The sequence below is a fragment of the Paraburkholderia lebeckiae genome (assembly GCF_014201005.1).
GTDB lineage: Bacteria > Pseudomonadota > Gammaproteobacteria > Burkholderiales > Burkholderiaceae > Paraburkholderia > Paraburkholderia tuberum.
Map to the genome: position 1 here is coordinate 35712 of NZ_JACHDK010000010.1, position 17076 is coordinate 52787.

Here is a 17076-nt window from a genome sequence, read left to right on the forward strand (position 1 = left end):
CGGCCTTACTGCATGGCCCCAATCCGCTCCCGCGTCACTTGCCGCAAACATGCGACGAACTGCTGCACGGCCGGCGTGGGCAGCAGATCGCGTCGCGAGATGATGCTCAGATCGTAGTTCGGCAGCGCGTCTTCGATCTGTGCGACGCGAATGCCGAGCGGCGCGACCCTCTGCGCAAGCGGCCGCGTGAAACAACTGATCGCGTCGGTCTGCGACACGAGCCCGAGCGTGACTGCAAACGACGACGGCGCGCGCAGCAAGCGCTTCGGTACCGGCAAGCCGTGCGCGCTGAACATCGCCATCATCACGCTGTGCGGGAAGTGATCGGCACCGACCGTGACGATCCACTCGGCGTCGAGCAGCTCGGACAGACGCGTGACGTTCGCGAGCGGATGGCCGGCGCGCATCGTGACGACGAACTGCGTCGAGTACAGCGGCACCTGCACCAGATCGTTATCCAATGCCAGAACGTGATGGATCGCCGCGAGATCGAGCGCGCCGTTGCGCAGACGCGCGAGCGCGTCGGGCACCGTCACTTCCTCCAGATGCAGACTCACGAGCGGCATCCGCTCGCGAAAGCTCGGCTATAGTGCGAGGCTACTCACTGGAGCCATACAAACTATGAACGGGACCCCGCGTTTGACCGAAGTGTCCGATCTGGAACCCGCCGCCGCGAGCCTGCGCGAGATTCGCCATCACATTCACCAGCATCCGGAACTCGCGTACGAGGAAGTGCAGACCGCGGCGCTCGTCGCGGAAAAACTCGAACAGTGGGGCTGGCAGGTCACGCGTGGGGTCGGCAAGACCGGCGTGGTCGGCACGCTGAAAGAGGGGGACGGCAAGCGCAGCATCGGCATTCGCGCGGACATGGACGCGTTGCCGATCATCGAACAGACCGGCCTGCCGTACGCGAGCGGCACCCACGGCAAGATGCACGCGTGCGGCCACGACGGTCACACCACGATCCTGCTCGGCGCCGCGCAACGTCTCGCGGCCACGCGCAATTTCTCGGGCACCGTGCATTTGTATTTCCAGCCGGCCGAGGAAAGCGGCATCGACAGCGGTGCGCTGAAGATGATCGACGACGGCCTGTTCGAGCGCTTCCCGTGCGACGCCGTGTTCGGCCTGCACAACCATCCGGGAGCCGAGCCGGGCGTGTTGCTGTTCCGCAAGGGACCGTTCATGTCGGCGGGCGACAAGGCGATCATCACGATCGAAGGCGTCGGCGGCCATGCGGCCCGTCCGCATCTGACCGTCGATCCGGTCGTGGTCGCCGCGAGCATCGTGATGGCGCTGCAGACGATCGTCGCGCGCAACGTCGATCCGTCGCAGCCCGCCGTGGTGACGGTCGGCTCGATGCACGCGGGCACCGCGAACAACGTGATTTCGAGCAGCGCGCGGCTCGAGCTCAGCGTGCGCTCGTTCAGCCCAGAGGTGCGCGCGTTGCTGAAGAAGCGCATCACCGAGCTTGCCGAGTCGCAGGCTGCGAGCTATGGCGGCAAAGCGCACGTCGAGTACATCGAAGGCTATCCGGTCGTCATCAATACGGATGCCGAAACGGATTTCGCGGTGCAGGTCGCGCGCGAACTGGTGGGCGACGACAAGGTGGTGGAGCGGACCGACATCCTGATGGGCAGCGAGGACTTCGCATTCATGCTGCAGAAGCGGCCGGGCACGTTCCTGCGCATCGGCAATGGCGTCGGCGAGGACGGTTGCATGGTGCACAACCCGCACTACGACTTCAACGATCGCAGCCTGCCGATCGGCGCGGCGTTCTGGGCACGGCTGGTGGAGCGCTATCTCGCGCGGTGAGCGCTTGATGCACACGCCGCGGCGCGCACGAGCCGTGCGCGCCCGGCTGCTCATCACCGCGCGGCCAGAGCCACGAAGCGTTCATTAGCCGCGCCGCGCGACCATCTCCGAGACTGTCTGCGCGGCTCGCTGCAGCGGTTCCAGGAACGCCTTCACCATCTGTTTGGCCGAATTGCGCTGTGCGTTGCCGCTGATGTTCATCGCGGCGATCACGCGGCCCTGGCGATTGCGAATCGGCGCGGACAGCGAAATCAAGCCGCCTTCGAGCTCCTGATCGACGATCGCCCACCCCTGGCGACGCACCTGCTCGATCAGCTTCTTCAACTCTTGCTTGTCGGTGACGGTGCGCGGCGTGTGCGCGTAGAGCGGCGTCGAGTTCAGCGTCGCGTCGAGCGTCTCGTCGTCGAGCGAGGCAAGCAGCACGCGGCCCATCGACGTGCAGTACGCGGGCAGGCGGCTGCCGATCGACAGGTTGATCGTCATGATCTTGTGAGTCGGCACGCGCAGCACGTAGACGATCTCGGTGCGATCGAGCACGGCCGCGGAGCAGCTTTCGTGCACCTGCGCCGACAGGCTTTCCATCACCGGTTCGGCGAGATTCCAGAACGGCATCGAGGTCAGATACGCGAAGCCGAGGTCGAGAATCTTCGGCGTCAGACGGAACAGGCGTCCCTCGGCTTCCACATAGCCGAGTGTTTGCAGCGTCAGCAGGATCCGGCGCGCGCCGGCGCGCGTGAGGCCAGTCGCCGCGGCAACGTCGGTGAGCGTCTGTTCAGGCCGCGTCGCGTCGAACGCGCGGATGACCGCGAGGCCGCGCGCGAACGACTGCACGTACGAGTCGCCCGGTTTCTCCGGGGCCGGTTCGGCGTTGGCGGGCGCGACGGAAGACGGCGGCAGGGCTTTGCTCATGGACCTTGATCGTGGTTTCGGAAGAGTGCGCGCGAAGGACACGCGACGCGCGTTCGTTTCGATGCGGCGCCGCGTTTTGCGTTACGGCGCAAAGGCGAGACGATAGCTTAAGCCTTCTATTTCGCCAAATAACGCCGATTCGTGCAAAAACCCCAGGGTTTGCGTGGATGCGATTCCCCACTCCAAATTTGTATGATGACCCGATAACCTGACTAGTTCGAGACACCCGGTCCAACCTATCCGCCATGTTCGACAAGATTCCCGCGCGCGCTTTGAGCGACACCGTCGCGCAGCAACTGCTGAAGCAGATCGACAAGGGCACCTTCGCGCGCGGCGCCAGGCTGCCGACCGAAGCCGTGCTCGCGCAACAGTTCGGCGTAAGCCGCACGGTGATTCGCGAGGCGCTGTCGCGACTGAAGAACGAGGGGGTGGTCGAGCCGCGCCAGGGCAGTGGCGTGTTCGTCGCCGGGCACGGCGCGATCCGCCCGCTGCGAATCGACTACGCGGAAGCCGTGGAGCCGGGCTCGGTCGTGCAAATCCTCGCGCTGCGTCGCGCGATCGAGGCGGAGGTCGCGTCGGAAGCCGCGATGCGCCGCAGCGATGCCGACATGGCCGCGATCGACGCCGCGCTCGCGCGCATCGAGCGCGCGGTCGGCAATGGCGAAGACGGCGTCGCCGAAGACGTCGCGTTTCATCGCGCGATCGCGGCGGCTACGGGCAATCCGTATTTCCTGAAGACGCTGACGTTCCTCAATCAGTACCTCGCAGCGGGCACGGTCGTCACGCGCCGCAACGAGGCGCTGCGCGAGGACTTCTCGCGGCAGGTGCGCGAGGAGCACGCGGCGATCGCCGCGGCGATTCGCGCCGGCGATCCGATGGCGGCGCGCAATGCCGCGCAGACGCATCTGTACAACGCGGCGCGGCGGCTTGCCGAGGCGGGCATCGTCTGACGCGCTGAAGGCGCGCGGTGATTCCGACGCGCGCGAACCCACGAATGCAGCACCCATCCATAGAGGTCATGCATGTCGAGAAATGTCGGTGTCATAGGTTTGGGGGCCATGGGGCTCGGCGTCGCGCGCTCGCTGTTGCGTGCGGGCTTCAGGGTTCACGCGTGCGACTTGCGGCGCGACGCGCTGCAGGCGTTCGTCGATGAAGGGGGCATCGGCTGTGCGACGCCCGCGGAGCTCGGCGCGCAGTGCGAGGTCGTGATCACGCTGGTCGTGAATGCCGCGCAAACCGAGGCAGTGCTGTTCGGTGAGCACGGCGCGCTCGCGGCCATGAAGCCGGGCGGCGTCGTGATCGCGAGTGCCACGGTCGCGCCGGAGTTCGCGAGCGATCTCGGCCAGCGCGTCGAGGCGGCCGGTCTGCAGATGCTCGATGCGCCGGTGTCGGGCGGCGCGGCGCGCGCGGCGTCGGGCGAGATGACGATGATGACGTCCGGTCCCGCGGCCGCTTATGCCGCGTGCGAAGACGTGCTCGCCGCGATCGCCGGCAACGTGTATCGGCTTGGCGCCACGCATGGCGCAGGCTCGAAGGTGAAGATCATCAACCAGCTGCTGGCCGGCGTGCATATCGCGGCGGCCGCCGAGGCAATGGCGCTCGGCCTGCGCGAAGGTGTCGACCCGCACGCGCTGTACGACGTGATCACGGATAGCGCGGGCAATTCGTGGATGTTCGAGAACCGCGTGCCGCATATTCTCGCGGGCGACTACACGCCGCTGTCGGCGGTCGATATTTTCGTCAAGGACCTCGGCCTCGTGCTCGATACCGCGCGTCGCACGAAGTTTCCGCTGCCGCTGTCGGCGGCCGCGCATCAGATGTTCATGATGGCGTCGACGGCGGGCCACGGTGGCGAAGACGACTCGGCGGTCGTGAAGATTTTCCCAGGCATCGAATTGCCGACGAAGCAATAGGCGAGGGAGAGGTCATGACGGCTCAAACGAAACCCGCGCTGCTCGGCTGCATCGCCGACGATTTCACCGGCGCCACCGATCTCGCCAACATGCTCGTGCGCGGTGGCATGCGCACGGTGCAGACGATCGGCGTGCCCACCTCCGACGCAGCGCTCGGCGCGGACGCGCTCGTCGTCGCGCTGAAGTCGCGCACGATCCCGGCCGCCGACGCGGTCGCGCAATCGCTGGCCGCGCTCGCCTGGCTGCGCGCGCAAGGGTGCCGGCAATTCTTCTTCAAGTACTGCTCGACCTTCGATTCGACCGATGCAGGCAACATCGGCCCGGTGACCGATGCGTTGCTGCATGCGCTGTCCGCCGAGTTCGCTGAGCGCGCATCGTTCACGATCGCGTGTCCCGCGTTTCCCGAGAACGGCCGCACGATTTTTCGCGGCCATCTGTTCGTCGGCGATGCGCTGCTGAACGAGTCGGGCATGGAAAACCATCCGCTGACGCCCATGCGCGACGCGAACCTCGTGCGCGTGCTGCGGCGGCAAACTCAATCGAAGGTCGGGCTCGTGCGTTACGACCAGCTCGCGCAAGGCGATGCGGCCGTGCGTGCCGCATTCGCCGCGTTGCGCGCCGACGGCGTGCGCATCGCGATTGCCGATGCGGTGTCCGACGCCGATCTGCACACGCTTAGCGCGGCCTGCGCGGATCTCGCGCTGATCACCGGCGGCTCCGGCGTCGCGCTTGGTTTGCCGGCCAACTTCCGGCGCGCGGGTCTGCTCGACGAGCAAACCCATGCCGCGCAATTGCCGCGTATAGAAGGTTTGTCGGCGGTGCTCGCGGGCAGTGCGTCGACGGCGACCAACGCGCAGGTCGCCGCCTGGTGCGCGACACGGCCCGCATTCCGCATCGATCCGCTCGCGGCGGCGCGCGGCGAGGACGTCGTCGGCGAGGCGCTCGCGTTCGCACAACAGCGCTTCGTGCACGCGGAAGCGGTGCTGGTCTATGCGACTGCATCGCCCGACGAAGTGCAGGCCGTGCAGCGCGAACTCGGCGTCAACGAGGCCGGGCATCTGGTCGAGAAGACGTTGGCGGCGATTGCGCGCGGTCTGCGCGAACGGGGTGTGCGCAAGTTCGTCGTCGCGGGCGGCGAGACTTCGGGCGCCGTCGTGCAGGCGCTCGACGTGCGCATGCTGCGCATCGGCGCGCAGATCGATCCGGGCGTGCCGGCCACGGTGACGACCGAAGCGGAACCGCTCGCTCTCGCGCTGAAATCCGGCAATTTCGGCACCACCGACTTCTTCGACAAGGCGCTGCGCCATCTCGACGGAGCCGCGCAATGAGCGACGCACCGGCACTTCACACCTCCCCCGAAGCGCGCGTGCGCGAGGAAATCTGCGCAGTCGGCGCGAGCCTGTATCAACGCGGCTACACGGTCGGCAGCGCCGGCAACATCAGCGCGCGGCTCGACGACGGCTGGCTGATCACCCCGACCGACGCGTGCCTCGGCCGCCTCGATCCCGCCGACATCGCGAAGGTCGATGCAAACGGCCACGCGGTGTCGGGCGGCAAACCGTCGAAAACGCTGGCGCTGCATCGCGGTATCTATGCACGCAACGGCGAGGCGCGCGGCATCGTCCATACCCATTCGACGCATCTGGTCGCATTGACGCTCGCGGGCGTATGGAGCGAAGCGGACGTGTTGCCGCCGATCACACCGTACTACGTGATGAAAGTGGGCCACGTACCGCTGATTCGCTACCAACGCCCAGGCGATCCGCAAGTGGCCGCGCAGATCGCCGAGTTGGCCGATCGGGTGCGCGCGGTGTTGCTCGAACGTCTGGGGCCGGTAGTGTGGGAACGCTCGGTCGCGCACGCGTCGTATGCGCTCGAAGAACTCGAGGAGACCGCGCGCCTGTGGCTGATGACGAATCCGCGGCCCGCGCCGCTCGACGCCGCCGCGATCGAAGAACTCCGTGCCGCGTTCGGCGCGCGCTGGTAGCAGCGCGGATGACCGATGAACGCCGCGCACCGTATCGCACTGTCTTGAAGGAGTTGCCGCCATGCTTCGCTTCGCCGCCAATCTGTCGATGATGTACAACGAGCACGCGTTCCTCGATCGCTTCGCCGCCGCCGCGCGCGACGGCTTCAACGCGGTCGAATTCCTGTTTCCCTACGAGTTCCGCCCGGGCGAGCTGAAGGCGCGGCTCGACGCGCATGGCCTCACGCAGGCGCTGTTCAATGCGCCACCCGGCGACTGGAGCGGCGGCGAGCGCGGCCTTGCGTCGTTGCCGGGCCGTGAGGACGAGTTCCGCCGCGGCATCGACACGGCACTCGAGTACGCGCGTGTGCTCGGCAATCGCAAGCTGCATGTGATGGCGGGGTTGATCGCCGGCGATCAAGCGGGCGAAACGCAGCGCAAAACACAACGCGACGTGTACCTGAACAACCTCGCCTATGCCGCGCGGGCCGCGCAAGCCGAACAGATCACGGTCGTCATCGAGCCGATCAATACGCGCGACATGCCCGGCTATTTCCTCAATCGACAGGACGACGCGCAAGCGATCTGCGCCGAAGTCGGCGCGCCGAATCTGAAGGTGCAGTTCGATTGCTATCACTGCCAGATCGTGGAGGGCGATCTCGCGACGAAGCTCAAACGCGATATGGCCGGCATCGGTCACATCCAGGTTGCGGGAGTGCCCGAGCGGCACGAGCCCGACATCGGAGAGCTGAACTACCCGTACCTGTTCGATCTGATCGATGCGCTCGGCTACGACGGCTACATCGGCTGCGAATACCGGCCGCGCGCGGGAACCTCGGCGGGGCTTGGCTGGCTGAAGCCTTATCTCGATGCGGGGCGTTGACTCTTTCCGACAACCACTGACGAACACGTAACCATGAAAGTACTGATCACCGGCGGTGCCGGTTTTCTCGGCCAGCGTCTCGCGCGCGAGCTGCTCGCGCGCGGCGCACTGAAAGATGCACACGGCGCACCGCAAGCGATTACCGGGCTCGTGTTGCTCGACGTCGTGCGCGCACACGATCTCGGCGATGCGCGCGTGCGCACCGAAGTCGGCGATATCGCGGAGCGCAGTGTGCTCGAACGCGTGATCGACGATCAGACCTCGGCGATCTTTCACCTCGCTGCGATCGTCAGCGGCCAGGCCGAGGCGGACTTCGATCTCGGCATGCGCATCAATCTCGATGCGTCGCGGCTGCTGCTCGAAATCTGCCGGCAGCGCGGGCACCGACCGCGCGTCGTGTTCACCAGTTCGGTCGCGGTCTACGGTGGCGATCTGCCTGCAGTCGTGCAGGACGACACCGCGCTGAATCCGCAGTCGTCGTACGGCGCGCAGAAGGCAATCGCGGAGCTGCTGCTCAACGACTATTCGCGGCGCGGTTTCGTCGACGGCCGCGTGCTGCGACTGCCGACCATCAGCGTGCGGCCGGGGCGGCCGAATGCGGCGGCGTCGTCGTTCGCGAGCGGCATCGTCCGCGAGCCGCTCAATGGCGAGGCGGCCGTCTGTCCGGTCGCCGGTTCGACGCGGCTGTGGTTGCTGTCGCCGCGCAAGGCGATCGAGAGTCTCATCGCCGGCCTCGAACTCGATGGCGCCGCGCTTGGCAAGCAACGCGCGCTGAACCTGCCGGGCTTGTCGGTCAGCGTCGACGAGATGATCGCGGCACTGCGCGAGGTCGCGGGCGAGGCGGTCGCGAGCCGCATTGTGCGGCAGCCCGACGAGCGCATCGAGAAGATCGTCGGGAGCTGGCCCGGCGCGTGGAATACGTCGCGCGCCGAACGGCTCGGACTCGCGGCCGAGCGCAGTTTCGCGGACGTGATTCGCGGCTACATCGCCGATGAAGGAATCGAGGTTCGCTGAAGATCACCCCCTCCGCGTATTCCCTGGTGTCGCTTCGCACGGCTGCGGCCGTGCTTGACATGCTTTCGCGCCCCCGCCTATTATCGAGCCTGTTTTGTTCGATATATGACCGTGTGTTCGTATATAGAACACGCGGCAGGACGAGGAAGAGGTGACAGCCGTATCGGTCGTCAATCCCAAGCCCATCGTTCACGATCTTGCGCTAAGCTGCTCCGACGTGACGGCCGTCGCGACGCCGCCGTTTTGCAGCCTCCCGCCCGCAGCCGTTGGCCCTCGGGCCGATGCCTCGGCGCATCGAACCGGCGTCGTCGGTGCAAGGCCGGCCGAGGCGCAGCGCACGCAGCATCCCAACTGGAGACATCCCATGACCGAAGCATTCCTGTGCGACGCGATTCGCACCCCCATTGGCCGCTATGCGGGTTCGCTGTCGTCGGTGCGCGCCGACGACCTGGGCGCGGTGCCGCTCAAGGCGCTGATGGAGCGCAACAAGAACGTCGACTGGACCGCGATCGACGACGTCATCTACGGCTGCGCCAACCAGGCCGGTGACGACAACCGCAACGTCGCGCGCATGTCGCTGCTGCTCGCGGGTCTGCCGAAGGACGTACCGGGCTCGACGGTCAACCGTCTGTGCGGCTCGGGCATGGATGCGGTCGGCATCGCCGCGCGCGCGATCAAGTCGGGCGAGGCCGCGCTGATGATTGCCGGTGGCGTCGAAAGTATGAGCCGCGCGCCGTTCGTGATGCCCAAGGCGACCAGCGCGTTCTCGCGTCAGAACGAGGTCTACGACACGACGATCGGCTGGCGTTTCGTGAACCCGCTGATGAAGAAGCTGTACGGCGTCGACTCGATGCCGGAAACCGGCGAAAACGTCGCGACCGACTACAACATCAGCCGCGCCGACCAGGACGCATTCGCGCTGCGCAGCCAGCAGAAGGCGGCGCGCGCGCAACGCGACGGCACGCTCGCGCAGGAGATCGTCGGCGTGACGATCGCGCAGAAGAAGGGCGATCCGATCACGGTCATGCAGGACGAGCATCCGCGCGAAACGAGCCTCGAAACGCTCGCGAAGCTGAAGGGCGTCGTGCGTCCGGACGGCACGGTTACAGCCGGTAACGCATCGGGCGTGAACGACGGCGCGGCGGCGTTGTTGCTTGCCAATGAAGAGACCGCGAAGCGTTTCGGCCTTACGCCGCGGGCCCGCGTGCTTGGTGTGGCCACCGCCGGCGTCGAGCCGCGCGTGATGGGCATCGGCCCGGCACCCGCCACGCAGAAGCTGCTCGCGCGTCTGGGCATGAAGATCGACCAGTTCGACGTGATCGAACTGAACGAAGCGTTCGCCTCGCAAGGTATCGCGGTGCTGCGCGCCCTCGGCGTCGCCGACGACGATCCCCGCGTGAACCCGAACGGCGGCGCGATTGCGCTCGGCCACCCGCTCGGCATGAGCGGCGCGCGTCTGGTGACGACCGCGACGTATCAGCTGCAACGCACGCAGGGCCGCTTCGCGCTGTGCACGATGTGTATCGGCGTCGGCCAAGGCATCGCGATCGCGATCGAGCGCGTGTGATGCGTGAGCTGGTTTAGCGCGAGCTTCGGTCTCCGCGCAAGCTGAATAGTGAAAAGCAGAAGGGCCGGCGTCGAGACACGCCGGCCCTTTGTTTTGATCGCGCCTTGTTGCGCCGGGCGCAGGCGTTATGACGCCGCTTCGACGGTCAGATGCATGACCTCATGCACCGGCGCGAGACGCGCGCGGATCGTCTCGGCCGTAACGCCGCCATGCGTGCGCACACTGACGATCGCCGCTCGCGCCTCCGGGCCGATCTGCCAGACGTGCAGGTCGGCGATTTCGGCGTCGCCGTGCGAATCCAGGATTTCGCGGATTTCGCCGGCCACGTGCTCGTCGGTTTTGTCGAGCAGCACGCCGGCCGTGTCGTGCATCAGCGTCCATGCCCAGCGCGCGATGACGATCGATCCGACGACGCCCATCAGCGGGTCCAGCCAGACCCACCCGAGATAGCGGCCGGCCAGCAGGGCCACGATCGCCAGCACCGAGGTCAGCGCATCGGCGAGCACGTGCACGTAGGCGGAGCGCAGGTTGTTGTCGGACCCATGCGCATGGCCGTGATGATGGCGATGATGGTCGTGATCGTGATGCCCATGGTGCGCATGGCCGCCCGACAACAGCAGCGCGCTGACGATGTTCACGACCAGCCCGATCGCCGCAATCACCGCGGCCTGCCCGAACGCGACACCGGTGGGATGAACGAGCCGGACCGCCGATTCGATACCGATGCCAAGCGCCACCAGAGCGAGAATCAACGCCGAAGCGAAGCCGGCAAGCTCGCCCACTTTTCCCGTTCCGAAACTGAACGCGCGGTTTGCCGAGTTGCGTCTCGCGAACGAATACGCGAGCGCGGCAATCCCGAGCGCGCCGGCATGCGTCGCCATGTGGAAGCCGTCGGCGAGCAGCGCCATCGAGCCGGTCACGTAACCGGCCGCGATTTCGCCGATCATCATGACAACGGTGAGCGCGACGACGGAGCGGGTCCGGCGCGCTTTTTCGTCGTGCGAGCTGCCGAGAAACGAGTGCTCGTGTTTGCGGATCTGATTTTCAGTCATACGGAACTTACTTCGAATAGCGGCGGATTGCGCCGATCAATGCATCAACTCCCTTCTTGCGCTGGTTGGCCGTCAGGTCAGGATGCGCGACATGCTCGCGCGCGTGCGCCTCGACGATCTCGTCGAGCAGGCCGTTCATTGCGCCGCGGGTCGCGGCCACCAGGTGCAGGACTTTCTCGCAATCTGCGTCCGACTCCAGTGAACGCTCGATAGCCTGAACCTGGCCCGCGATGCGACGAACGCGCTTCAATAAGCCGTCTTTGTGTGTGCTCAGATGTGCCATACATATCCCCCCTATAGGTATATAGGATAGCACGGTACTGAGATGGCGTTTCTGATGGCTGTCGGCGGCCATGCCGATGCATACGTCGGCAAATCGTTCGCGTCATACTGTTGGCCGTGGTTGTCCTGTAGGCGCAGAGTTCATGACGCCGGGCACGAATGCTGCGTAGCACGAAGCGATTGCGCTCGACGCGCATGACCGACCGTCAAGCCGTATCGATACCTTGCACGAGGAGAACGCGGATGGAAACAGCGACGATAGCTGCAGCATTGGTCATCGCGGTGGTGGTCGCGGCCCCGCCGGCGCGAGCGCAGGACGACATGGCGAGCACCGCGAAAGCGATGCTCGGCGCGGCGCAGCCGGTGCATATGACGGCGGAGATCGTCGCCATCGATGCGGGCAACCGTTCGCTGACATTGAAGGGTCCGCATGGCGACGTCGCGATCGTGCTCGTCAGCCAGCAGGTCGCCAGTTTCGATCAGCTGAAGATCGGCGATCGCGTCGACGTGCTGTACAAGAATGCGTTGCTCACCAAGGTCGACAAGGCAAGCAGCGCGGGCAAGGGGATTCGCGAGCGGGTCGACCGGCGCAGCTATGCGCCGGCGTCGGGCGGCTACGAGTCGGCGCGGCAGACCGAGGTGCTCGCCACCGTGCTGAAGATCGATCGCAAGCAGCGCCTCGTGACGCTGCGCGGCGCGTATCAGACCCAGACCTTCGAAGCCGCGCCCGATGTCGATCTGAGCGACGTGAAGGTCGGCGACACCGTGCATGCGGCGTTCGTGTCGGCCGCCGCGGTGCAGGTGACGCCGGTCGGGCAGTGAGCGGCTGGGGCCGCAGTCCATTCCGGCGGCCGCATCTGTTTCGCAATCTATGTCGAAATATGTCGCGGCTCCCGCCGAATGCCCGCAAAGCCTTGCCTGGCGAGCCCGCGTCGCGGCGAAACAGCGCGACATATCTTCCGTGATGATTTCCGCGGTGGGTCCTTCTATAGTCCGTTCGTCGCCACGCGGCAGTGACGCAAGTGGCCCGAATCCAGCAAGGACATACCGTGAAAAATCGTTCATTCGCAGGTTCCGACAGGGTCTGCGCCAGCATGGCGCGAGGCGCGCTGCGCAAGGTGGTGCTCGGCGCGGCCGCCGCCGTGCTCGCGCTCGGCAGCGCATCGGCGTTCGCGTGGTCGGGTCACGGCACCGCGTACACGTCGCGCGGCGTCTATGACGGTGCGCACTACGGCTCGTGCGGCGGCGGTAGCTGCTCGCATGCGGGCAGCGTGGCCGGCCCCTATGGCGGCGTCGCGAGCAACACTGGCACGCTCACGCGCACGGCGCCCGGTCAGTTCTCGAACTCGGGTACCGCGACGGGCCGCTACGGCAACTCGGTGCAGCACTCGGGCGACACCAACTGCGCGGGCGGCTCCTGCTCGCATAGCGGCACGCTGACCGGTCCCGACGGCAAAACGGCGACGACGTCCGGCGACGTGACGCGCACCGCGCCGGGCCAGTATTCGTCGTCGGGCTCGATCACCGGATCGAACGGCAATACGGTCAATCATTCTGCGTCGACGAATTGCGCGGGTTCGACCTGCGCTCGCTCGGGCACGGTGACGGGTCCGGACAACAACAACGTCTATCACTCAGGCACCGCGACGCGGGTCGCGCCCGGCGTCGTGACGACTTCGACGAGCGTGACCGGCACGCAAGGCCACACGGTGACGTCGAGCGGTACGGTGGTAACAGGCGGCGTGGTGGTCGCGGGCGGGACCACGACGGCGACCGGTACGACCGTGGTCGTTGCGCCGAAGCCGGTGGTGGTCGCGCCGCCTCCGCCGGTCGTCGTGCCGGCTCCGGTCGTGTACGTGCCGCCGCCGGTCGTGGTGACGCCTCCGCCGGCCTATGTTCCGCCGCCGATGGTGGTCGTGGCGCCGCCCCCGCCGCCGGCCGTCTACGTCGCGCCGCGTCCCGTGTATGTCGCGCCGCGGGCTGCGCTCTGGGTGCCGGGCCATTGGGTCGGGCGCGTGTGGGTGCCGGCGCATTGGGCCTGACGATGAGCGCGGCGATGAGAATCAGAACCTGCGTAGAATCGTGGCGCTCACGTCGGGCCGCGCGGTGCGACGCGATGTGCGAAATGGTGGGCTCGTGTCCGCCGTCTGCTGAGGCGGTGCGTCACTCGCGAGCGCAAACGGCTGCGCGGAGCGCGCTCCGCAAAACGGTCGCGCTCGCGACGATCGTCGTGGCGACGTTGCTGGCGATCAACGCAGTCATCGACGCCAGCGACGCTAACGACGGCCTTCGCGCGAACCGCGCCGCCGGCGCGGCGAGCGACTGTTCCGCGCGCTACGCCGCGTTGCTCGATCTGGCCGAACTCGCGCGGCGTGACGGCAAATCGTCCGAGGTGGTCGTGCGTGGCTTGAGCCAGCAGAACGGGGCAATGAGCGAGTGCATACCTGCAGGTCGGGTCAGGCCTGCACCGCCATTACATTGAACGCGGCCGCGTCGCATCGCATTCAAGAAAAATCGCGCCGGGGATCGGACTGAACACGTAGGCGTCGATGGGCTCGAATCCCATCGTTGCGTAGACGCCGAGCGCCGCTTGCATCGTCGGCAGCCTGTCGAGACGCATGCGGCGATAGCCCGGCACCAGATGCGTGGCAGGCGCAGGGCACAACACGTCGCATCTCAGGCAAGCGGCACCACCACGACTGAGCATAGGCGACTTCGCCGATGAATTCGATGCCGGTGAGCACAAAGCCGTTAGACCCCATCCAGCTTAATTCAACATCGTGCAGCGGCGGTAGTGGTGGCCGGTCCGCCGCGCCCGACTGGAAGCAGGCAGTGTGCAGATTGATCATGCGACGGGTCGGGTCATTGAACGCGCAGCGGAAACCGGATCTCGAACGTGGTCCCCACGCCCTCGCGCGACGCAAACTCGATCTGCCCATCGAGCACGCGGCATACCTCCCTGACGATCGCGAGCCCGAGCCCCGTGCCCGGAATCTCGTCGCAAGCCGCGCGCTCGAACTCATCGAATACGCGCTCCGCGTCGGCGGGCGCAATGCCGACGCCGGTGTCGGAAACGCGAATCGCCCAGTGTTCGGCGCCATGCATCGTGAACCGGATTTCGACTTGCCCCAACTTCGTGTACTTGATCGCATTGGTCAACAGATTGACCGCGATCTGCTTGAGCTTCAGCCGGTTCGACGTGACGACCGACAGCGCCGCGTCGAACGCGCCGCGCAACGCAAGCCCTTTCGCCTCGATCGACGGTCGCGTCGACGCGACGAGTTCGTCGAAGAGTTCGCGCAAATCGACGTCTTCGAGCACGAGCGGCGCAGAGTCTCCGAGCACGACCGAGTACTCGACCATCTGGTCGACCAGTTGCTTCATGTCGGCGGCCTGACGGTTCGCGAGCGTCAATGCGGTATCGGCTTTCGACGGCGCTCGCTCGATCAGTTGCAGCGCGACCGAAAACGCGTTGAGGAAATTGCGCAGATCGTGCACGACGCTGCGCGTGATCTGCATCCGCGATTCATTTAGGTCGCCGACCAGCCGTTGCTCGAGCGTCAATTCGTGATTCGCGCGTTCGAGCCGTCCCGTGTATTCGTCGATCTTGCGATCGCGCTCGGCGACCACTTCCTTGATCGACTCATACCTGACCACGCTGAATGCTTCGGCGATCAGGCGGCGCGCGCGGCTCTCGTGACGGCGCGTGCACGTCCGGTCGCGTTCGACGAACTCTTCGAGCGCTTCGAAGAGCACCTGCTCAAAGAGGTCCAGTTCGCGCACCAGCTCTTCGCTCCGGTAGCCCTGCTGCCAACGGACCTTGCCGTGCTTCTTCGCGTCGCGTTCGATCGACGTTTCGACGCGCTCGAGATCTTCTGCATCGAGCGCCCGGCACAGCTCGTCGAGAATATCCGGCAGGTGGTCGGCCAGTTGCCGGTAAGTGAGCTTGCCCGCTTCGACGAGATCGGCGTCGGCGGAGACGGCATGCATCCATTGCCGCGTCAGCCCGCCCCGTTCCGCGCGGATGAAGTTGGCGAAGTTGCGCAGCGGGCTCACGCGTCTGTCGGTCATCACGCGTCTGTCGGTCATGATGGATACCGGAATGGAGTTTCTACAACATACAACGCGCGAACGGTTCGAACGCCTCGATTTGCGCGGGCACCGCAAACCTGTTTCGCTGCCGATCGGCCAGTCCACCCGATGTGCGCCGGCAACCCGCGTCATTATCCGCGCAATTGCCGTTCGTGGAACACCTCTTGCGAGACTTTGATCAGACGAGAAGGCAAATTTTGTCCGCAGAACATGATGTATTCGATATTGCTGGTCGACGACGAACCGGAAATTCTAGCCGCATGGCGGCTGATTCTGGAGAGCGAAGGGTATGAGGTGAGTTGTGCGAGCATCGGCGCCGAAGCACTCGCTTGTGTCGTCGCTCACGTTCCCGACCTGATTGTTACGGACTGGATGATGCCGGTCATGGACGGCGCGGAGTTGTGCCGCCGTTTGAAATCGATGCCGCGATCCGTCAACGTACCGATTTTGCTCCATACCGCGGTGCCGCCTTCGGACAGCGATGCGAAGTACTGCAGCGCATGTCTGCTGAAGCCGATCGGCGCGGATCTCTTTCTGACCACGATCGCGCAGCTCTGCGCGCCACGGTGCTGATATGGCACGCGTCGCCGCGTTCACCGTCGTGTGATGACGTCAACGCCGTGCCACGTCATCGACCCGGACGCCTGCTGAGTCGGCCTTCAGGAAATCGACGAAGGCGCGCAGCGGCGCGGGCACATGACGATGGCCCGGATAGTAAAGAAAAGGCCCTGAAAAGCGCTGCCACCACGGTTCGAGAATCGCTTCGAGCGCGCCGCTGTCCAGATGCGGGCGCAGCATGTCTTCGAACAGGTGAATGATGCCGAGGCCCGCGACCGCGCCGCTGACCGCAAGGTCGATCGCGGCGCCGGGACGCACCAGCAGCGGTCCTGTCGGATTCAATTGCAGCAGTTCGCCGTCGCGCTCGAAGTACCAGGTCGGCATCGCGCCGCTGGCGAATTGCCCGCGCAGGCAGGCATGCGCGAGTAATTCGCCGGGATGGTGCGGACGGCCGTGCGCGTCGAGATACGCGGGCGACGCGGCGGTCGCGAAGCGCTGCACGCGCGCGCCGATCGGCACCGCGATCATGTCCTGCTCGAGGCGTTCATCGTAGCGAATGCCCGCATCGCAACCGATCGACAGCACATCGACGAAACCATCCTCGACCACCACTTCGACGCGAATATCCGGGTACTGCTTCAGAAAGCGCGCAAGCACGTCAGGCAGCACGATGCGCGCGACGCTCGACGGCACGTTGAGCTTCAATGTGCCGGTCGGCTTGTCGCGAAAGCCGTTCAGCACATCGAGCGCCGCTTCCATTTCGCCGAACAGCGGCGTCAGCTTCTCGATCAGACGCAGCCCGGCTTCGGTCGGCGCGACGCTGCGCGTGGTGCGGTTCAGGAGCCGCAGCCCGAGTTTCGTTTCGAGGCGCCGCACCGCGACGCTAAGACTCGACGCCGACACGCCGCTCACGCGCGCCGCGTCGCGAAAGCCGCCGGCGCGGGCGACGGAAACGAAGGCGGCCAGATCATTCAGTTCCATGACGATTGATTGTGCAGAATTTTGAACAACCCGTACACGTTAGACCG

18 protein-coding genes and 1 pseudogene are annotated in these 17076 nt (G+C 66.0%); 12 read left to right on the forward strand and 7 right to left on the reverse strand.

Going from position 1 to position 17076, the window contains the following annotated elements; all coding sequences use genetic code 11:
• Nucleotides 1-5: 5 nt before the first annotated feature.
• Nucleotides 6-578 (reverse strand): annotated as a pseudogene (locus HDG39_RS20205) (LysR substrate-binding domain-containing protein); the annotation flags it as partial.
• A 43-nt stretch (nucleotides 579-621) separates the two neighbouring features.
• Here HDG39_RS20205 and HDG39_RS20210 point away from each other — a divergent pair.
• The gene (locus HDG39_RS20210) at nucleotides 622-1812 is read left to right on the forward strand and encodes a M20 aminoacylase family protein (RefSeq protein ID WP_184008027.1); all 1191 of its coding nucleotides are present in this window, start codon (nucleotides 622-624) and stop codon (nucleotides 1810-1812) included.
• Nucleotides 1813-1896: 84 nt separating this feature from the next.
• Here HDG39_RS20210 and HDG39_RS20215 read toward each other — a convergent pair whose 3' ends face one another.
• The gene (locus HDG39_RS20215) at nucleotides 1897-2721 is read right to left on the reverse strand and encodes an IclR family transcriptional regulator (protein ID WP_018424811.1); all 825 of its coding nucleotides are present in this window, start codon (nucleotides 2719-2721) and stop codon (nucleotides 1897-1899) included.
• A gap of 245 nt (nucleotides 2722-2966) precedes the next feature.
• Between HDG39_RS20215 and HDG39_RS20220 the strand changes: the two genes are divergently transcribed.
• The 7 genes from HDG39_RS20220 (at nucleotide 2967) to pcaF (ending at nucleotide 10064) form a co-directional block, all read left to right on the forward strand.
• Nucleotides 2967-3671: a FadR/GntR family transcriptional regulator gene (locus HDG39_RS20220; RefSeq protein WP_184008029.1), complete on the forward strand. Its 705-nt coding sequence runs from the start codon at nucleotides 2967-2969 to the stop codon at nucleotides 3669-3671.
• A 72-nt stretch (nucleotides 3672-3743) separates the two neighbouring features.
• A complete protein-coding gene (gene ltnD, locus HDG39_RS20225; protein WP_184008031.1) occupies nucleotides 3744-4634 on the forward strand; it encodes an L-threonate dehydrogenase in 891 nt (296 codons plus the stop codon).
• Nucleotides 4635-4648: 14 nt separating this feature from the next.
• The gene (gene otnK, locus HDG39_RS20230; RefSeq protein ID WP_184008033.1) at nucleotides 4649-5962 is read left to right on the forward strand and encodes a 3-oxo-tetronate kinase; all 1314 of its coding nucleotides are present in this window, start codon (nucleotides 4649-4651) and stop codon (nucleotides 5960-5962) included.
• Nucleotides 5959-6621: a 3-oxo-tetronate 4-phosphate decarboxylase gene (gene otnC / locus HDG39_RS20235; RefSeq protein ID WP_184008034.1), complete on the forward strand. Its 663-nt coding sequence runs from the start codon at nucleotides 5959-5961 to the stop codon at nucleotides 6619-6621. The genes otnK and otnC overlap by 4 nt, the downstream gene beginning before the upstream one ends.
• A gap of 61 nt (nucleotides 6622-6682) precedes the next feature.
• Nucleotides 6683-7483 (forward strand): 2-oxo-tetronate isomerase, encoded by an 801-nt coding sequence (gene otnI, locus HDG39_RS20240; RefSeq protein ID WP_184008036.1) that lies wholly within the window; start codon nucleotides 6683-6685, stop codon nucleotides 7481-7483.
• A gap of 33 nt (nucleotides 7484-7516) precedes the next feature.
• Nucleotides 7517-8497: a D-erythronate dehydrogenase gene (gene denD / locus HDG39_RS20245; protein WP_184008038.1), complete on the forward strand. Its 981-nt coding sequence runs from the start codon at nucleotides 7517-7519 to the stop codon at nucleotides 8495-8497.
• 364 nt (nucleotides 8498-8861) lie between these two features.
• Nucleotides 8862-10064, forward strand: coding sequence for a 3-oxoadipyl-CoA thiolase (pcaF, locus tag HDG39_RS20250; RefSeq protein WP_184008040.1), 1203 nt, complete (start codon nucleotides 8862-8864; stop codon nucleotides 10062-10064).
• Between the two features lie 125 nt (nucleotides 10065-10189).
• Here pcaF and dmeF read toward each other — a convergent pair whose 3' ends face one another.
• Together dmeF and HDG39_RS20260 are read right to left on the reverse strand one after the other, a co-directional pair.
• Entirely contained in the window at nucleotides 10190-11116 is a 927-nt protein-coding gene (gene dmeF / locus HDG39_RS20255) for a CDF family Co(II)/Ni(II) efflux transporter DmeF (RefSeq protein WP_184008042.1), read from the reverse strand.
• A 7-nt stretch (nucleotides 11117-11123) separates the two neighbouring features.
• The gene (locus HDG39_RS20260) at nucleotides 11124-11471 is read right to left on the reverse strand and encodes a metal/formaldehyde-sensitive transcriptional repressor (protein ID WP_260328101.1); all 348 of its coding nucleotides are present in this window, start codon (nucleotides 11469-11471) and stop codon (nucleotides 11124-11126) included.
• Between the two features lie 170 nt (nucleotides 11472-11641).
• Between HDG39_RS20260 and HDG39_RS20265 the strand changes: the two genes are divergently transcribed.
• From HDG39_RS20265 to HDG39_RS20275, 3 genes are all read left to right on the forward strand, one after another.
• Complete coding sequence (locus HDG39_RS20265; protein ID WP_184008044.1) at nucleotides 11642-12220, forward strand: hypothetical protein; 579 nt, start codon at nucleotides 11642-11644, stop codon at nucleotides 12218-12220.
• A gap of 272 nt (nucleotides 12221-12492) precedes the next feature.
• Entirely contained in the window at nucleotides 12493-13440 is a 948-nt protein-coding gene (locus HDG39_RS20270; RefSeq protein WP_184008287.1) for a hypothetical protein, read from the forward strand.
• Between the two features lie 197 nt (nucleotides 13441-13637).
• The gene (locus tag HDG39_RS20275; protein ID WP_260328102.1) at nucleotides 13638-13880 is read left to right on the forward strand and encodes a hypothetical protein; all 243 of its coding nucleotides are present in this window, start codon (nucleotides 13638-13640) and stop codon (nucleotides 13878-13880) included.
• Here the strand turns inward: HDG39_RS20275 and HDG39_RS20280 are convergent.
• Both HDG39_RS20280 and HDG39_RS20285 read right to left on the reverse strand, forming a co-directional pair.
• Nucleotides 13872-14066 carry a hypothetical protein gene (locus HDG39_RS20280; RefSeq protein ID WP_184008046.1) on the reverse strand — a complete coding sequence of 65 codons (195 nt, stop codon included), beginning with the start codon at nucleotides 14064-14066 and terminating at the stop codon, nucleotides 13872-13874. The genes HDG39_RS20275 and HDG39_RS20280 overlap by 9 nt on opposite strands.
• 194 nt (nucleotides 14067-14260) lie before the next feature.
• Nucleotides 14261-15469, reverse strand: a complete 1209-nt coding sequence (locus tag HDG39_RS20285) for a sensor histidine kinase (protein ID WP_184008290.1) — start codon at nucleotides 15467-15469, stop codon at nucleotides 14261-14263.
• 129 nt (nucleotides 15470-15598) lie between these two features.
• On the opposite strand from HDG39_RS20285, the gene HDG39_RS20290 reads away from it, so the two are divergent.
• The gene (locus HDG39_RS20290) at nucleotides 15599-16063 is read left to right on the forward strand and encodes a response regulator (RefSeq protein WP_260328103.1); all 465 of its coding nucleotides are present in this window, start codon (nucleotides 15599-15601) and stop codon (nucleotides 16061-16063) included.
• Between the two features lie 39 nt (nucleotides 16064-16102).
• Here the strand turns inward: HDG39_RS20290 and HDG39_RS20295 are convergent, their stop codons facing one another.
• Nucleotides 16103-17029, reverse strand: a complete 927-nt coding sequence (locus HDG39_RS20295; protein ID WP_184008048.1) for a LysR family transcriptional regulator — start codon at nucleotides 17027-17029, stop codon at nucleotides 16103-16105.
• Nucleotides 17030-17076: the final 47 nt, after the last annotated feature.